Source organism: Pedobacter sp. NJ-S-72, from assembly GCF_053890575.1.
In genome coordinates this window covers 5,734,731-5,750,470 of the sequence record NZ_CM132681.1, presented here as the reverse complement: position 1 = coordinate 5,750,470, position 15,740 = coordinate 5,734,731, and the positions used below count along the sequence as shown (strand labels likewise).

General features: G+C 38.2%; 18 protein-coding genes. 4 read left to right on the top strand and 14 right to left on the bottom strand.

The genetic code is table 11. The features are described 5' to 3' along the window. Nucleotides 1-778 precede the first annotated feature (778 nt). Nucleotides 779-1,015 carry a hypothetical protein gene (locus ACWYN3_RS37795; protein ID WP_456218788.1) on the top strand — a complete coding sequence of 79 codons (237 nt, stop codon included), beginning with the start codon at nt 779-781 and terminating at the stop codon, nt 1,013-1,015. A 709-nt stretch (nt 1,016-1,724) separates the two neighbouring features. Continuing rightward, nucleotides 1,725-2,612 (top strand): heparin lyase I family protein, encoded by an 888-nt coding sequence (locus ACWYN3_RS37790; RefSeq protein ID WP_456218787.1) that lies wholly within the window; start codon nt 1,725-1,727, stop codon nt 2,610-2,612. Nucleotides 2,613-2,831: 219 nt separating this feature from the next. Here the strand turns inward: ACWYN3_RS37790 and ACWYN3_RS37785 are convergent, their stop codons facing one another. The 3 genes from ACWYN3_RS37785 to ACWYN3_RS37775 all read right to left on the bottom strand — a co-directional run bounded on the left by ACWYN3_RS37785 (nt 2,832) and on the right by ACWYN3_RS37775 (nt 4,067). After that, the gene (locus tag ACWYN3_RS37785; RefSeq protein WP_456218786.1) at nt 2,832-3,236 is read right to left on the bottom strand and encodes a glyoxalase; all 405 of its coding nucleotides are present in this window, start codon (nt 3,234-3,236) and stop codon (nt 2,832-2,834) included. Nucleotides 3,237-3,247: 11 nt separating this feature from the next. Further along, nucleotides 3,248-3,619: a DoxX family protein gene (locus ACWYN3_RS37780; protein ID WP_456218753.1), complete on the bottom strand. Its 372-nt coding sequence runs from the start codon at nt 3,617-3,619 to the stop codon at nt 3,248-3,250. 127 nt (nt 3,620-3,746) lie between these two features. Then, nucleotides 3,747-4,067 (bottom strand): SRPBCC domain-containing protein, encoded by a 321-nt coding sequence (locus tag ACWYN3_RS37775; RefSeq protein ID WP_456218785.1) that lies wholly within the window; start codon nt 4,065-4,067, stop codon nt 3,747-3,749. A 312-nt stretch (nt 4,068-4,379) separates the two neighbouring features. Here ACWYN3_RS37775 and ACWYN3_RS37770 point away from each other — a divergent pair, with 312 nt between their 5' ends. Both ACWYN3_RS37770 and ACWYN3_RS37765 read left to right on the top strand, forming a co-directional pair. After that, a complete protein-coding gene (locus ACWYN3_RS37770) occupies nt 4,380-4,769 on the top strand; it encodes a DJ-1/PfpI family protein (RefSeq protein WP_456218784.1) in 390 nt (129 codons plus the stop codon). After that, entirely contained in the window at nt 4,766-5,122 is a 357-nt protein-coding gene (locus ACWYN3_RS37765) for a hypothetical protein (RefSeq protein ID WP_456218783.1), read from the top strand. Before ACWYN3_RS37770 ends, ACWYN3_RS37765 begins: the two co-directional genes overlap by 4 nt. 182 nt (nt 5,123-5,304) lie before the next feature. On the opposite strand, the gene ACWYN3_RS37760 is transcribed toward ACWYN3_RS37765, so the two are convergent. The 11 genes from ACWYN3_RS37760 to ACWYN3_RS37710 all read right to left on the bottom strand — a co-directional run bounded on the left by ACWYN3_RS37760 (nt 5,305) and on the right by ACWYN3_RS37710 (nt 15,684). Next, nucleotides 5,305-5,778: a hypothetical protein gene (locus ACWYN3_RS37760; protein WP_456218782.1), complete on the bottom strand. Its 474-nt coding sequence runs from the start codon at nt 5,776-5,778 to the stop codon at nt 5,305-5,307. A gap of 71 nt (nt 5,779-5,849) precedes the next feature. Further along, complete coding sequence (locus ACWYN3_RS37755) at nt 5,850-6,245, bottom strand: hypothetical protein (protein WP_456218781.1); 396 nt, start codon at nt 6,243-6,245, stop codon at nt 5,850-5,852. A gap of 18 nt (nt 6,246-6,263) precedes the next feature. Further along, the gene (locus tag ACWYN3_RS37750; protein WP_456218780.1) at nt 6,264-8,720 is read right to left on the bottom strand and encodes a hypothetical protein; all 2,457 of its coding nucleotides are present in this window, start codon (nt 8,718-8,720) and stop codon (nt 6,264-6,266) included. A gap of 25 nt (nt 8,721-8,745) precedes the next feature. Further along, nucleotides 8,746-9,120, bottom strand: coding sequence for a hypothetical protein (locus tag ACWYN3_RS37745; RefSeq protein WP_456218779.1), 375 nt, complete (start codon nt 9,118-9,120; stop codon nt 8,746-8,748). A 95-nt stretch (nt 9,121-9,215) separates the two neighbouring features. After that, nucleotides 9,216-9,668: a hypothetical protein gene (locus ACWYN3_RS37740; protein WP_456218778.1), complete on the bottom strand. Its 453-nt coding sequence runs from the start codon at nt 9,666-9,668 to the stop codon at nt 9,216-9,218. Nucleotides 9,669-9,688: 20 nt separating this feature from the next. Then, nucleotides 9,689-10,267, bottom strand: coding sequence for a hypothetical protein (locus ACWYN3_RS37735; RefSeq protein ID WP_456218777.1), 579 nt, complete (start codon nt 10,265-10,267; stop codon nt 9,689-9,691). Nucleotides 10,268-10,377: 110 nt separating this feature from the next. Further along, a complete protein-coding gene (locus ACWYN3_RS37730) occupies nt 10,378-10,752 on the bottom strand; it encodes a hypothetical protein (RefSeq protein WP_456218776.1) in 375 nt (124 codons plus the stop codon). 5 nt (nt 10,753-10,757) lie between these two features. Further along, nucleotides 10,758-11,174 carry a hypothetical protein gene (locus ACWYN3_RS37725; protein ID WP_456218775.1) on the bottom strand — a complete coding sequence of 139 codons (417 nt, stop codon included), beginning with the start codon at nt 11,172-11,174 and terminating at the stop codon, nt 10,758-10,760. 188 nt (nt 11,175-11,362) lie between these two features. Further along, nucleotides 11,363-11,695, bottom strand: a complete 333-nt coding sequence (locus ACWYN3_RS37720; RefSeq protein ID WP_456218774.1) for a hypothetical protein — start codon at nt 11,693-11,695, stop codon at nt 11,363-11,365. Between the two features lie 34 nt (nt 11,696-11,729). Then, entirely contained in the window at nt 11,730-15,284 is a 3,555-nt protein-coding gene (locus ACWYN3_RS37715; protein WP_456218773.1) for a hypothetical protein, read from the bottom strand. Next, nucleotides 15,256-15,684 carry a hypothetical protein gene (locus tag ACWYN3_RS37710; protein ID WP_456218772.1) on the bottom strand — a complete coding sequence of 143 codons (429 nt, stop codon included), beginning with the start codon at nt 15,682-15,684 and terminating at the stop codon, nt 15,256-15,258. The genes ACWYN3_RS37715 and ACWYN3_RS37710 overlap by 29 nt, the downstream gene beginning before the upstream one ends. Between the last annotated feature and the right edge of the window lie 56 nt (nt 15,685-15,740).

The following is a 15,740-nucleotide window of genomic DNA, read 5'->3' as shown; positions in this document are numbered from 1 at the left end:
AAACTGGTGAATCAAACCCATTTCCCCCATAATGTTTACCATACCTATCTTTGAATTTATTGAAAATTGCATTTTTACGTTGTCAGATAAACCATGCACATATTGCCCAAAACTGTATTAAGAGAAGTACAAACAAATTCATCCACGACCAGATCCATCCACATAAGTGTTCGGATTTTTATATATTCACAATTTTAAAAAGACAGTTAATCCCTGGCGGTCCTTGTGGTACCACAGGTGATCAGAGGATCAGAGTCCTTCTGTAGATGCCATCTGAAGTCAACTGACGAAAATTACTGGGGTAACCGGGGAACTCACTAAAATCACCTATGACGCTCGTAAAAATCCATTAGTGATCAGTGCATTCATTGACGAGGGAGATTTGTTGTCAAGAGACTCCTGTGTCTACAATCCTGAAGGAAAGCTAAACACAGGTACACTCTTATGAACAAGATTAAATGACCGAAAAACCTGCATTGGCTAGCATTGGCACATTTGAACGGGATGGTAAAGGAAAATCAGCCGGAGGATTAATACTTCCTCTTCAAATGGAGCCCAGTTAGGCTCAACCAGCTATACTTACGATGACCGTAACAGATTAATTCTTATTTCCAGTACCATTAAAGAACCCTGAAACAAGCCAGAGCAATCCAGTGTTGTACTCAGTTATGGTGATGATAAAAATATAAAGCAAGTAACATCTAGTTTCGCTGGCAAGATTCAATGGAAAACAGAGGTTTCGGGTTATGAGGGGTATCCTTCTTTCTATACCCATAAATTGCTTCCTTACCTAGTAGATGATATTCAGGAAGAGGAATTTAGTGAACATAATGTGGTCAGCAAAAGACAGGTAACTTATATTAACACCGGTTCGAAGACTGACTCAATTGTTACGGTTACTAAAAGCAGTTATCAATATAATAATATGAAACTACCATTGAAGCAGATTTCTAACCAGCAGTACAACAAGCCAGAATGGAAAGCCACTAAACAGCAATCTTACCGTTTCTTTTGATTATGGGAAGTAAATAGAGGTTTATTATGGTATAAGGTATCACCCATTTGGAATCCCAACGGGTGATACCTTACACTAACTACTTAATATACAATAACTTAACTTAATAAAATCTACATCAGCATCTTTGCCTCATAGATAATTCCTAATTGAAGTGACATCAAAGAAGTTTATTTAAGCTATCCTTTCACAAAATAGAATGAAATGGGATGTTGAAACAAAACATTAGTTAAATGGGCAACTCCATTGGGATTGTTAAAGTATCCCAACACAAAATTGGTCACTATTTATCACGATAGTTTTGAAACTACAAAGCCAGAAAAAATTAGAATAAGCGCTTGCATTACACTAACAGGCTCCGTGAAGGTGTCAGGAAATATTGGAAGAACCTCCATCGAGAAAGGAAAATTTATTGTTGGAAACTTTGTAATCTGCGTTAATGAGTTTGAAAAATCCTGCTGCTTTCCTTTCATTAATTATCGTAATACTCAAGTAAGTTTGCAAAGCTTTGAAACGGCAAAGGCGAATCTTGTCGATGCACTTAAATATGAATAAATGCCATTTAAGCTTAATAAAATACTTATATAATTGATTAAATAAATTTCATAAAATTATTGATAATTTAAAATTAAATCATAAAATTTACATTGTGTGATTGGCCGATTCACAAATTAACCATTTGTAAACCATAATTTTAAATTCATCCCCTATGAAAGTTAAATGTTTAAGTTTATTGCTGACAGGACTTATTTTTAGTTCTTGTGAAAAAGGTATTCAAAATTCCGAAAATCCGGCATCCCCGCAGTTAACCACTAAAACCAAATCTGATATTTCCATCGCAGCAGCTGGTGTGACTTTAAACGCCGATGGCCCGGGAAATACCTACAGTTTAATCAATAGTGTACTGGGCGGAACAGCCTATGAAGTACCTGATTGCGGACATGCCCAGAACCATATTAGTGAGGTTTTTGATTCCGTACTCAACACCAATGTATTTGTATTTTCCGCACATGTTGCATTAGACGATGACAGATGTCAAGCCACCGATCGTCAGCGTACGGAAATTAAAACTTATGGCTCGTCTCCGGCGAACCTTAAAGCCTCTAATGGTGAAACCGTTACGTATCGCTGGAAATTTAAGATAGACGCCGGTTTTAAGGCTTCTTCCAGCTTTACCCATCTTCACCAGATCAAAGCCGGTGATGGTGATGATGCTGGCGCTCCTCTAATTACCATTACCCACGCTGGAGCTAATAATACGGACAAAATGGAGCTTATTCACGTCAACTCTTCAGGTACAAGTACTAAAGTTAAGATTGTTAACCTGTCACTTTTCAAAGGCAATTGGGTAGAAGTTGTAGAAACCATTAAATTTGGTTCTTCCGGAACTTATAACATCGCAATCAATAAAGTAAGTGATGGTACAAGTTTAATGTCCTATAGCAACTCCAATATAGATTTGTGGAGATCAGGTACAACTTTTTGCCGGCCAAAATGGGGAATTTACCGCAGTCTGAATAACCCTTCCCAATTGAGAGATGAAGACGTTCGCTTTGCTAATTTTTGCATTGCTGAAGGAAGTGCTACTTGCCAATAGCTTTGCCTATAGGAATACCAAAGCACCTATCTTATTGCCTCAACAATAAAGATCATCTTTAATCAGATAAAATTTTCAGCAAACAGTTACTCAGTAAAACTGGAAGTCCAATTTAAAAACGAAAAAAGCCGCTTCTCTTTCAGAAAAGTGGCTTTTTAGCGGTAGGCCCAACCGGGCGCTTCTCGAACCATTTTTTACCTGATTTAATATTATCACCTGCTAAACGCTTAGTATCCACCTCACATCGAAATCATCAGTTAATTCAATTAGTTTTTGGTCATCATCATTATTTACTGAAAAACTTCTTTTATCCGATTCCATTTTTTTGATTAGCTCTTTCCTTTCATTGGTGTTTTTACAGTAAAAAAAAAAAATAGAAATATAATTCCCTAATTTTCGTCCTTCGTTATGTACCAGGTCCGAACCATGAATAATTATCCTATCAGAAACCAATGATCCGCTAACAACAGGCTTTTCAATGTAACCAGATAGTTCTTTTTCAAAAGTTTCAATTTGCAATAGTCCTCCAAAACAGCTTTGATAGAAACTGAGTGCTTTTTTACAATTCCCTGAAAATGTTATGAAGACCACACTTCTAAATTTATCGTGGTTATACTCAATCATGGTTTCATAAATTAAGCGGCAGAAATTTTATCTCTATACACATAAGAAACAGCAAGTATACCAAGTACTATGAGTGGCAGTAGCATAAACCAAATATTTTTATCTACACAGGCATGACTGATGAAAGCAAAGATTAAATTAAATGTAAGACCTGCATAGGCCCATTCTCTTATTTTAGCTGGTGTTTTAGAATAAGAAATAGCAAAAATGCCGAGTACTTTACAGATGATAAGTGTATGGGCAAAGTAATCTGGATAGCCCAGAGGCTTCGTGCCTGCATTCACATACTCTGGGGCAAATAGCATAGTAGCCAGTGGCATTATGCCCTCCCAAAGTACTATGATACCAGTTGCCAGCCAAAAAATTATTTTATTCCTTTTCATAATATTAAATAATTAGTGCTGGATTAATTCATTGATTCAACATATTTCACAAAGTTGTTCAGGATAGCTTGCCATCCTTGCTTCTGAAATTCAGGGTCATTTTCTGTTTCAGCATCAAATGTGGTTGTTATATAGTGGTTTTTCCATCTTGTTCCGCAAACAGAGTAATGACCTTTCTTTCGTCACCCAGAGTATACGCAATTTCCTTATGTAATTCAACTTCGTCATAAATACCCTCAAAGTCAAAACCGAAGCTACCGTCTTTGGCTTCCATTCTATACTTAAATTTACCTCCTACAGTTAGATTGTTTTCACTGCTCGGAGTATGCCAGCCTGAGTCTGGAGTATTCCATTGGATAATGTCATCTGGAGTATTCCACGCTTTCCAAACTTTTGCTACGAGAACATTTGCTGTTGCTCCAACCGTAATTCTTATTGCCTGTGCCATAATTATTTTTTGTTTGTTAAATTTTACTATTCAAAGATACATTGGCGCATAAGATCAGACCTATTGTGAAAATGACAATTTTCAGGGTGAATTATGACAAAACTATTTTCGTAGCTTAGTATCTTAATGTATAACTAATATGCGAATTTCAGTCTTTGTGCCTGAGTATGGGGTAATTGAAGCCATATAACTCCGCCCTATAGAAGCTTCCATACTGCCAATGAGTTTTTAATCACGTTCGGTAAAAAACCAATTTTTGAGGTAGAATATGTAGGCTTAAACGAGCATGTGCCGGCGAACAATGGTGAGTATATGATTAAGACCGATAGGTTGCTCAAAGATGTTACTGAAACAGACTTGCTGATTATCCCCCCTACCTTTGGCAATACCATAAAAGGAATAGAAGCCAATGCAGAAGCCATACCCTATTTTAAAAAGCTATATAAGAATGGTTCAAGTCTTGCCAGCTTGTGTATAGGTGCTTTTTTATTGGCTGAGACAGGTTTGCTCAATGGTAAAAAATGCTCTACACATTGGGCTCATATAAATGAATTTAGAGAAAGATATCCGGAGGTGGAGGTAGAAGATGGAGCTATAATAACAGAACATGATAATATTTACAGTAGTGGCGGAGCAAGTAGTTTATGGAATTTAATCTTATATCTTATCGAAAAGTTTGCTGATAGAGAACAGCGGTTATGATTTCTAAATACTTTGCTTTAGATATTGGCAGAGACAGCCAATCTCAATTCGCAATGTTCAAAGGACAAAGAAACCATGGTGATGTGGAAATTCAAAAAGTACAGGATCATATTGAAAAAAACTATGAAAATAAAATAACAATAGAATCACTGGCAACACTAATTAATATAAGCCGTAGAACATTCGAAAGGAGATTTAAAGAAGCTACCAACAATACAAATGAAGTCATCTCAGCAATATGCCCGATTTCCAGCAAATTAGAAGGTGAAAAAAAGTGGGCAAACGACGTCGAAACGTGCTTGCCCACTCGGGTGGGCCATGATGGGCTCGAACCATCAACCAAAAGATTATAAGTTTTATAGACTCTTTTAGTATATCAGGTGTAAAAATCAACGTTTCTGTTAAAAAAAGTGCTGAAATAAGCAATATTTTTTAAAAATTTTCTAGGGTTAAATGATTAGCATCATGTATCTGAACCCCCCAATTTATTTACACAGTTTTCTGAATACTACCATTCGGCTAAGGTTCTCAAACACTACTTAAAAACCAAGGTCCAGGCTAAATTATTTGAGCCCGCCCTGGGCCCTATTATTACCCCGCCTGGAGTTTGTCCCATACAAATAATTTTTTTATTATTTTCATCAATAGGCACCGCATAACTACAAAGCAGAACAATCCCCTCCGTAGAAGGGATTGGAGCAGTTATGGTATCAGTACTATTTCCAGTCACTACAATCGAAGTAGGCCTACGACCAAAGTTATGTCTAATTATAAATTCATATTTTACGCCATCCCCTGTCGCCGAAATCGTAACAATATTAATATCAGGGACATCCGATTTTAAAGCAAGTAGACCTGTTCCATCAGGCAAAAACCAGGCACGATCTGCTGTTAGTGGATAGGGATCTAAAGTACCCTGGAAACCGCTGTGCCCTACTTTATCATAGATAAGCCCATTGTATGTTCTTACACTATTTACAAAAATAGGACCGGTATCGAAGGCTCCCAATACAGTAACCTTCTTGTTGAATATTTGGTTTTCCTGGAAGGAATTTTCGGTAGTTAAATCCGCTTTTTTTCTTAATAAAAGATCAGTTGCATCATCAGCTCTGTTTGCTGTTGCTCCTGTTTGAATTCCAGATAACTTCTTTTTTTTTCAGTAGTGGTATAATCTTCTGTAGATAAACCTTTACCATTAATTTTATCAACTTTACCAGATAATCCAGGAACAGTTGGCACATCAGCGGTACCGCCAAGGTCACCAGCAAGCTTGATCTTCCCTTTTACCAGCACCGTAGCATCCTCCACATTGGCCGAAGCAGCTTCGGCAATCTCCTGCTCCAACCGATCACGCAATTTCTTAATTAATTCTCTCAACTTTATCCCCTGAGTCTTATTCAGCGATGGGTTATAAGCGTCTTGTGCCTTAATGATCTCATCAATGTAGGCATCTTCAATCGGTGGTATTTGCGACATAATATTTATTTATTTTTCTTAAATCGTTATTTCTTTATCTGTAATATTGAATAAGCCTGAAGAATTTTGTACCTGCACTTTAAAACGATAATAGAGTTTATCGCCATTCTCATCAAGTGGTACCAAAGATGCTGGTAATGCGTATTCCATTTTCAATTCAGACTTTGGTGGCTCAACGGTATAAACCCGTTCCCAATTACCCTGCTTATTTTGCTTATATACATAATAAGTGCTATTGTTTGCTGTAGCCTTCCAGCTTAGCTTGTTTTCAGCATCATTATAATTCAAATCTGGCGCATCAGGATTCCGGTTATCAGCAAGTTTAATGGCTATCACTGCTGTTGGTAGTGATAGCACATCCTCAACTTCTTCTTTCTCATTAATAATTGTTCTGATCCCCACCAAACGATAATAAATGGTTTGACCCAATGGTACCGAGGTCAAGTTCTCGAAGCTATCTGTCAGTTCATAACCCAGTGGTTGATCAATCTCTAACTTCTGATCAAAATGGCTATCCATAGTATGCAGACTCAGGGCATCCGATTCGTGCGTCGTACGGTAAATCCTTATTTTGGAGATGTGGCTAACAGGAGAAAGGGGAGCTATTTTAAACGTAATTGACGCACCACTTTCAACTAAAACAGTATCTAAATTAATGCTTGTACCGGTAACTAAAGGTGGTGCTGAGGCTAAAGTTTGCAAAATTTCTACAGGCCCTGCAAAGGGACTGATCAGCCCCGGTTCTAACTGATTGGTTAATTCAGTTCCAGCAAAAAAATACAATTTTCTGGATGCTCCACTTAAAAAATAATCGGTAAATCTGATATAAGTCGTGTTTGGTTCTTTGTCCAGCCGATATTTCCTGACCATAGGAAATGGATTAAAATCAGGATTTGATGAGCTTAAAAGTTGTCCATCAAGATTACGAATAACCGGCACTTTATTTTCGGTTTGAAAACCTTGTTTAAGGTATGTAAATATAACAGGTTGCTCTGTTAATGGCAATAGTGTTTGATGAATGGCATCGGTATACTTGACCTTTTTCAGCGCCAGGCTATCCCCTGCCTCGGTAAGATCATTCTTATCAGGCAATGGAAAACCATAAGGAGTAGGACTTGCCTCAAATATTCTAAATGCACCAGGCTGGACAGGATCAAAAATAAGATTAGCCAATTCAAGATACCGCTGGTTGTAGTACGAATCTTTTGTGAGTTTGCCCAGATCAGCAAAAATTTGATTTACAGTCACTGGCGAATACAGTGCATCCAAAATATCTTCACTGGTTGTTCTATAAAACAAAAAGCCAAACGGATTCCTTAATTTCCCATTTTTAGAAGGTGAAATTTTAACATCAAAAGTAAAGGCCGCTTTTGCCGTAGCATCTGGCCTGACTTTAAGTCCAGCTGCATTTGGTACTTCAAATTGTACAGGTTCTTCAATTTTCCGGGCAAGCAGAACCGCCGGAACAGATATTCTTGAAACGAATGCGCCATTATCAGGTCTGGTGTCAGCAGCCTGTAGTCCTAATAAGGTTTTCCTATCATTAGCCTCGTCGGCAGGTAAAATATTAGCCCCGTTAAAAGTGTGATTAACGACAGTCTCAGGGAACAAGTAAGCTCTGTAACCTGGATGAAAATTCAGGGGGACACGTACCTCTGGACTGTTAGAAGTCAAGATTGGATCTTCGGTATAGGTAGGGTCATACACATACAAAACCACAGGGTTAGTTTGCTCTATTCGTAAAACCTGTAATTGCTTCAGATCCTTATCTCCACTTAAAACAGGTATCCTAACCCATCCTTTATACCATTCTACATGTGCCTGCCTGATTTGATCAGGCGAATTTTTGTTGGCATTGCTGGGATCGAAAGGTAAGTTGATCTGGGGATGTGGTGCTAAAACACCTTCCCCATCAAAACTAATCCTATAATAGCCAAGTAAATTATCTGCGTCATTAGCGTGTCCAAATAATGGACTAACCGTTGCATTGTTGTGTAAACCTCCAACCCAATAAGTAGTTGGGTTTCCTTCCGAATCTATCAGCCGCTCCAGTTTAGGATTATCTATATCGGCAAAACTTTTTAATGAAATCTGTGATTCAATAGGTTTCCAGTTTTCAGGGTTGCTTAGATTTTCTGTAATGGTAAACCGGCTCCCGATTTCTGGTGAAGTATAGGATTTTTGGGTTCCATATACCCCTTGATCTTCTGCATCATCAATAACTTCTACATGGGCAATTCTTTCTATTGTAATAACCGGCCACTGTGATCCTGCTTCAATACTATGTATCCTGAACTGACCTGCCGGGGTCGATAACAAACTATTTGAAAACCTAAAAAAATCTTCCCTAGCCAAAGTCGGATCAACAGATGTTCCATCTATTTGCTTATAACTGGAAATAACCAGTTTAAGCAAATCTTCTGATCCCGGAATCGCAATAACATTATTAATCACTCCAACCACTCCAAGTGGCAAACCAGGGTTAAAATAAGCCTTAACACTATCCGCCTTTACCCATAGTAGAAAGCTCAGCCGCAGTAGTATTATTTAATCGACTAACATCCAAGACATCAAGCCAATTAAAAGTAACCCGTGTAAAGTTAATATCCTGACCTTTAAAAGTTTCCGATCGTCCCGCCAACCAGCTTTGTTCTGTTGTGGTGGTAAACACTAAACTACTTTCCTTTTGTATGTACTGAACAGCAACATCGGCCGGCGGCAATAATGTGTTTACAGATTTAAAAATTGTTTCATCTGTAGAGAACTCATCGCTTAAAACAGAAGCCCTGGCAAACCAGTTAATTCCATAAATCGCATAAAAATGTATCCCCTTTTGTCTCTCAAAGTGTGTATATAAACTGATTGGGTTGTCCATCAGCGGAACCGTTTCTAATACACCGTCAACATATTGATCATCATAAGCATTATAAACTACGCCACCAGTAGATTTATCGTGTGTAATCTCTGGTTTTACATAAGAAGATTGATTTGCAGAACGGTATTCCAGACCATAAAAAAAGATTTCGGATGTTCAAATACGTTTAAGTTTTCTATTTGGGTAAGATCAGAAAAGAAATCGTAATCAGTCATTTCATCAGTATCAGCCACTCTCCCGATATTTACAATCCGTACATTATCCACTTTGGAATAACCATTTTCATCAAGAGAAGTATTGATTCCTTCGTCACCGCCTAAAAATTTATACAGTAAGGGCCTCATTTTAGGCTTTTCCGGGGCTAGTTTTTCGGCCTTGGATATTGGCAAGCTGGTATAAGTGTAGTCAATTTGCTTTGAATCATCCAGACTTTTGCGGTTGGTATAGCTAAGCTGATAAATAAACTGATCATTCATCCCAACACTAGCGGGGGTATCAATAAAGCCCAGTCCCAGCATTCTTGCGATGTGATAATCCAGTGCCTGCATATTGATTATATCCAGATAGCTTAACGATAACCCCGGATCCTCTCCATTCGCATCATCATTTTTAAAGACGTATTCAGCACGCGGGTCCGATTGTTGCTTAAACTGAGGTACTTGGAAAGCATATCTTTCAACGAAGGTTCGTTAACATATGTATTGCTCCACTTTTTCTGGTAGTTTGAAACTCTTACCTTTGTTCCCTGGTTATATTGCGGCCAGCGGTTATCTATAGGATAGGTATTATTTTCTAAACGGCCAAACACCTGATTGTCATCTAATGAGAGACCAAAATTCTGTCCGATTATACTCCAGTCAGCAGCATTTCGGGTGCTGATAAAATCATGGTATGTTTCAAAAGAAAAAGCTTGCAGGTACCCGTTTGCCGTTTTCTTTATTCGCAGTTCAGTTAGATTTTCTCCTTTAATTAAAGTATCTTTTTGATTTTGACTGCCTTCTAATAAAATGGTATTTCTTACCACTTGCATTTCTTCAGGATTAGCATCCTTTCCGGCTCCAGAGCGTCCTTCCGCCTTTAAAATGGCCAATTTCGTCCCTTTTTTACCAAAATCAAAACCAACTGAGAAAGCCTTTTTTATGGGCAATTTGTATCGTAATTATCCCATCGTACAGGTTTAAAAATTTAAAAAACTCTACTTTAGGATCAATGGTTTTAGCTAATTTTATATAAGCTTTTTCGTCGTTAAACTTTAGCTTAACCTGGTTGGTGAGTTTTTTTTTTATTTACCTGCTGGTTAATCGTATAGTTCCATGTTTTTGTACTAAAATTCACAATGGGCTTTTCCTGCTCAAAATTAATATTAAAGCTTACTGGATTTGTATATGGAATACGGCTTATACGGATATAATCATCTGGCTTGTTAAAGCCCGAAACATTTCCACCAGAACTATTATAATAATTGCCCTTTGGCAAATGGTTACTGCCAAGCGCATCAGTTAAACTCCAACGTAAATGAAAGCCCTCCGCAATGCCATCAATACCATCAGCACCTGCTACCTGGAGATAAACCCCTGGAGTATTGTTCTTATATTCTTCAACTGAACTAACATTACATGGGTTAATTCCCATTTTATTTAATAATCCTGCAGTTCTCTAAAGGCAGCCAAAACAGCTTCTAAAGCTTCATTTAACGCCTGTTTATCCTCATCACTTATCTTATCCGGATTATGGGTGTTTATTTCATCAAACATATTTAATATGCTTAGAAAAATAACACTGTAATCTTTACCAATGGTAACAAGATATCCCAGATAAAAGTCTTTGTCAAAAAAATCATCCCCAACAAAATCACCAAAAAAATAGTCATCATGCACAGGAGGACGCACTATCGGATAGCCAACATGAAAATCTTTCTCTGAGAAATTTTTCTCACTAAAATCACCTCCTATATAGGTAGTAGTTGGATTATTGCCAGCGTTATTCAACCCAAACAATACCTTAACAGTACGGAAGTAAAGTTTTTTCAGTAAATCCTTTTCAAAAAGACGCAATAATCTTAAAAACTCCGCATCATTGTCAAACAGCCCCTTTTCCTGTGAAGTGCGAATAGCAGATAAGCAAAGTGCTACATCCTTGTATCCAAAGAGAAGGCATTAAAAATGGGTCCTGATATCATTTGAAAATATTTTATAGTTATTAAACATCGCTCGCTTAGAAATTCTGGTTATTTTGGTATGGACTATATCTTAATCGGAATGACCGGACTGGTATAATCGGTATGCTCGGTCAGGTAATCGTTTCCATTAAAAATCTTATTCCTGAAATGCAATTTAATATCGCCTGCTGGTAGATTCATAGCAGTATTTGTTATAAACACCGCAGAAGTATCCCGCGAATGAATGTATATAAATGTTTGAGGCAGCTGTACGCTTTGATCAGGAAGAGTCAACGATAACTCAACCGTATCCGATAACAGTTCGACAGGTAATTTAGGGTTGTTAAAAGGCTCAGGGTTTCTGATTAATATGCCTAATAATCGTTTAGGTCCCGCCGGGTCTGTATTGATTACCAAGTGTATAACCGACTTTTCTATTGGCTCCAAATTATTAATGGCTAAGCCTCCATAAACCAAACGAACGATCAAACTTAAGAGCATAACGGCTAACACTGTCACCATCATTTTCAGTATCATCGTCAATAAGTTTCTTGATAACTCCATCTATCTGAGTTGTTGTAAAGATTAGGTTTAGCGGATAAACAGCATATTTTTCTGCTCCAACAGTTTCATTTAAAATAAAGCTCTTCGCCTGCTGCTGGAAAGAAGCAAAACGCGACGTTTTAAAATTAAAGCGATGAACTTCTGTTCGGCGTTCAGGCTCACCGGCTGGCTGGTAAACAGCATTGAACAGAGCGGTGTATAATCGGTTAGGTTCAAGATCAGCAAAATGGAATGAACCTTGTTTTTTCCGTTTTTTAATTGAGATCGGATTTTCGTTACAAGAGTCTTCCAATGCTGCACGGTTCATCAAATATAAAATCTGTTGATCGATAGGCAGTTTAGTAAAATTATTCGCATTGATCTCCTCGTCCGGCAACTGTTCCCAGATCAATTGCGGACTACTTGCCGAACCATAAGGATCTAAAAGCTGAATTTCCAATACACTTTTTACCGCTCCAAGTCCCAGATAACCATCCCAATTGTTAAACATTGCATTTATATAGGGTTTATTAAAAAGCAAGGATACTTTTGGGTCGTGATAGAATACCGGTTTACTTAAATCATAACGGCTTTGTGCATCTGGAAAAGATCGCTCATAGTCAATATAATATTTAAGATTTGCCAGTTTAAATTCGCTCGCTTTATCTTTAGCTGCTAGTGCATTGTATATAGCATTTTCGTTTTGGAAATGTCCGATAGGACCACCCGTTTTAAACCCATAGATATGATTTTTTTGTACGGAGGCATTGACATTTCCATCGACAACATCCCTGGTTTTAACTACAACAGCAAAAATGGTGTTCGGTCTCCAAACAGGTTGAACCGCTTTATTCAGATTGTTGTTCAGTATTTTAGCTTCGTTAATAAAACCCTCTTTGGTAATTGTGTTATCCTGTTGACGGCGCTGTACAACTTCGGTTAAAATATAGGTTAACTGGTTTAAACTCGTAACTGCCCCGGCTACGACAGGCAGATTTAATTCAAGAGGAATAGCTGTTGAAATTTTCAGCACCCGATCAATAAAGATTTCCACTTTGCCAGTGTTTCGATTCACTGATACCAACAAGTGTTTATACTGCTTTTCTTCCAGCTTGCCGGTTAAACAATCCAGACTATATTTTTCTGATGCCTTAATCCCAGAATGGGTGACATCCTGATAGCAGGTGAACCAGATGTCAAAAGAAGGAATACTATCAGCACTGCTATAAGTTTGCCCGGCCAGACCTGTGTGATCCTGGTACAAATGCAAGGCAAAACCTTTTTTATGACCACTCACAGGATCTTCTACAACCTTTGATAAAAGTGTACTGATACCAGATGTGACTGGATCGAAAATTGCCGTAACCTCAAAGGAAAAACTTTCGTTTTCTATTTTAAGCTCAGGGGAATAAGGTACAAAAAGTGCATCAGCATTGGCCGTAAAAGAATAAGCCTGATGGAGTTGTAACTCTTTACTGCTTGTTTGTTCATAAAATCCGGGTATCAAATCGGGATCACCAGTAATCAAAGCATTATTGTTGCCAGCTGAATCCAATCGGGTATCCAGCGGCCATTTCGCTACAGTACCCAAAGAGTCTCTGTATTGCAAGCTTAACACTTCCTGCTCATTAAAACTCTTATTAAATAAAGTCACAAACATCAGCGATTTATCCGCCTCAACTTCATGTTGTGCATCAAGCTTAGGTGAAGCCGTGATGTACTCGGCTGGTAGTGAAAAGTGACCACCAATCCATAAATCTGCACTAAAATCTAAAGCGTCTGTATTTTTGAAACTGATAGAAACCCTGTGAATAGGGTTTTGCAGATCGTCGTAAGTGGCACTTGCATTCTGATCAGTTTTAGATAAGAATACTGATTTCATATACACTGGTATCAATCTACTTCTACCTCCAAAAAAACCCGGTCTGTAAGTGTTTTTGATATATTCTATAAGAATATCATTTTGGTTCAAGCCAAAGTCAAGCTTTAAAAAGGTAACGGGTTCTGGCAAAACAATATCCAGCCTCCCTCCATTTTTCTCTATATATAGCGTATTCTTTCCAAAGTCGACATTGGTTTTAACGGTTCCATTGTTATCAAAAAATGTAAAAGCAACCTCTTTGATATAAAATCTTTCACCCTTGTTGTACTTTGTATTCAAAGGTTCTAATGTCCAGTTCACGATGTTGTGTTTCAACACTTTTTCGTAGCAGAACAGGTCTTTTCGCCCAAAATTATTTGCATCCAGATCGGAAGCTGTACTAGTCAGCTCATTTTTACAGCTAAACATATTTTGAGAAAGTAACCGAATTCTATTATATCTGTCTGGCTCATTAAACTGCCAGTAGCCATTATTCATGGTACTCAGATCAATTGCTCCGGGACCCGTATTTTCTGCAACAATAGCAGTAACAGCTTCATACACATTATAAGGTTTCCAGCTGCCAGTACCCGGACCGCTTTCCTGCCACGCATAAATTTCTAACCCAACCAATTCAAATTGGTGACGGACCTGATTACTAATACCCTTTTGCGGAGGCAAAAGCTCCAGATAACCTCCTGGCAATTGGCCCGATGCTCCGCCAATACGAGTTTTACCTGGAATAACTGGCTTTAGTAAATCAATATCAATAAAACTATCCATTGGAATCGTTACCTGCATTACGGCAGTTTTATCCACAAAATTATATTTCCATGCACCATCTCCTGGTGCAGGAATACTTACCCCAGCACCCGTAATTTCATAATTTACATAATTGATAGGGAAACTTTCGTTTGATAAAATATTCGTGGCCGCTGCTGGCATATATCCTGTTGCAGGATCAGGTAAACGCAATACCTGGATTTGTTCTTTTAGTGGTTCATTATTGCCATTAATTCTCCAGCTGACTTCCAATTTAAAGCGCACTCTTTTAATTGGCCATGGAAGTTTTAAAGCAATTTCTAACGATCCATAGATGTTAAATGGATGTGGTGCTTCTACTCCTAAAGCTACCGTTACCGATAAGCCCATTCGTATAAAGAAAATTTTCAGATACGCATATCCACCAAATTGAATATATCCACCAATCTGAACTGGTTTAAAGCTAACCGAACCTCCTAAATCAAGAAACGCACCTATACCAAAAGAAACGGGTCCAAAGCGTTTGTTAAAATCAAATTTAGCTCCTGCCCCTGCTTTAAATCCGCGGGTAGAAATCATCAGGTAAGCATATCCCCTGAATAGCGTTAAAATACTCGCCCTGATTCTTTCACTTTCGGGCTGATCTTTACCTATATTGAGATACCAGCCCGAAGCGTTATTAAAGAAAAATGCTAATTCCAGTTTACCCTGTAAGCTAAAAATAAAACCATCCCAGGAACCTCCTTCAGGTAAGCGATAATTAACACCAAGACCAGCTTCAAAAGAACTGTTACTAATAGCAATAAAGGCGCTAAATGGAAATGGGATCAACGTTTTCATTCAGGCCAATTCTCGATCGTAATACGCCCGCTTGTCCTTCCAGTAAAAATACTCCTGGTAAACCCAGGTATAAAAATAGTTTGGTAGAAAATATTGTTCCTTTATCAAAGGCAGTCGCAATTGAAACCCCCGCGCCAACTGAATAGCCCGGTTTATTTGCAAATTTATCAATCTCTATCCCTTCTCTGCCGGTTACTTTACTCTTTGCTTTGTAATATTCCCACCACCTGGCATCCTCAGATAATGGGGGGGTAGCGGCCGATTTAGAGGCCATATAGTGTTGCCCTATTAGACCTCTGAAACCATAAATACCCAGCCCGGTTGCACCCAAGGGTACCGGACCTGGTAATTCCATACCTATATCAACCAAAAATGAGGGTACACTAGGCTGAAGCCTCATAGCTGCTGACCCTGCTAATCTCAGCTTTGGTAAAGAGAACGATACAGAACCTGTAT

Coding starts and splice junctions, on each gene's coding strand:
- ACWYN3_RS37715 (WP_456218773.1), bottom strand. CDS start 15,284: ATGAAAACGTTGATCCCATTTCCATTTAGCGCCTTTATTGCTATTAGT.
- ACWYN3_RS37790 (WP_456218787.1), top strand. CDS start 1,725: ATGAAAGTTAAATGTTTAAGTTTATTGCTGACAGGACTTATTTTTAGT.
- ACWYN3_RS37780 (WP_456218753.1), bottom strand. CDS start 3,619: ATGAAAAGGAATAAAATAATTTTTTGGCTGGCAACTGGTATCATAGTA.
- ACWYN3_RS37765 (WP_456218783.1), top strand. CDS start 4,766: ATGATTTCTAAATACTTTGCTTTAGATATTGGCAGAGACAGCCAATCT.
- ACWYN3_RS37745 (WP_456218779.1), bottom strand. CDS start 9,120: ATGGACAACCCAATCAGTTTATATACACACTTTGAGAGACAAAAGGGG.
- ACWYN3_RS37755 (WP_456218781.1), bottom strand. CDS start 6,245: ATGTCGCAAATACCACCGATTGAAGATGCCTACATTGATGAGATCATT.
- ACWYN3_RS37730 (WP_456218776.1), bottom strand. CDS start 10,752: ATGGGAATTAACCCATGTAATGTTAGTTCAGTTGAAGAATATAAGAAC.
- ACWYN3_RS37775 (WP_456218785.1), bottom strand. CDS start 4,067: ATGGCACAGGCAATAAGAATTACGGTTGGAGCAACAGCAAATGTTCTC.
- ACWYN3_RS37785 (WP_456218786.1), bottom strand. CDS start 3,236: ATGATTGAGTATAACCACGATAAATTTAGAAGTGTGGTCTTCATAACA.
- ACWYN3_RS37770 (WP_456218784.1), top strand. CDS start 4,380: ATGATTAAGACCGATAGGTTGCTCAAAGATGTTACTGAAACAGACTTG.
- ACWYN3_RS37710 (WP_456218772.1), bottom strand. CDS start 15,684: ATGAGGCTTCAGCCTAGTGTACCCTCATTTTTGGTTGATATAGGTATG.
- ACWYN3_RS37740 (WP_456218778.1), bottom strand. CDS start 9,668: ATGCAGGCACTGGATTATCACATCGCAAGAATGCTGGGACTGGGCTTT.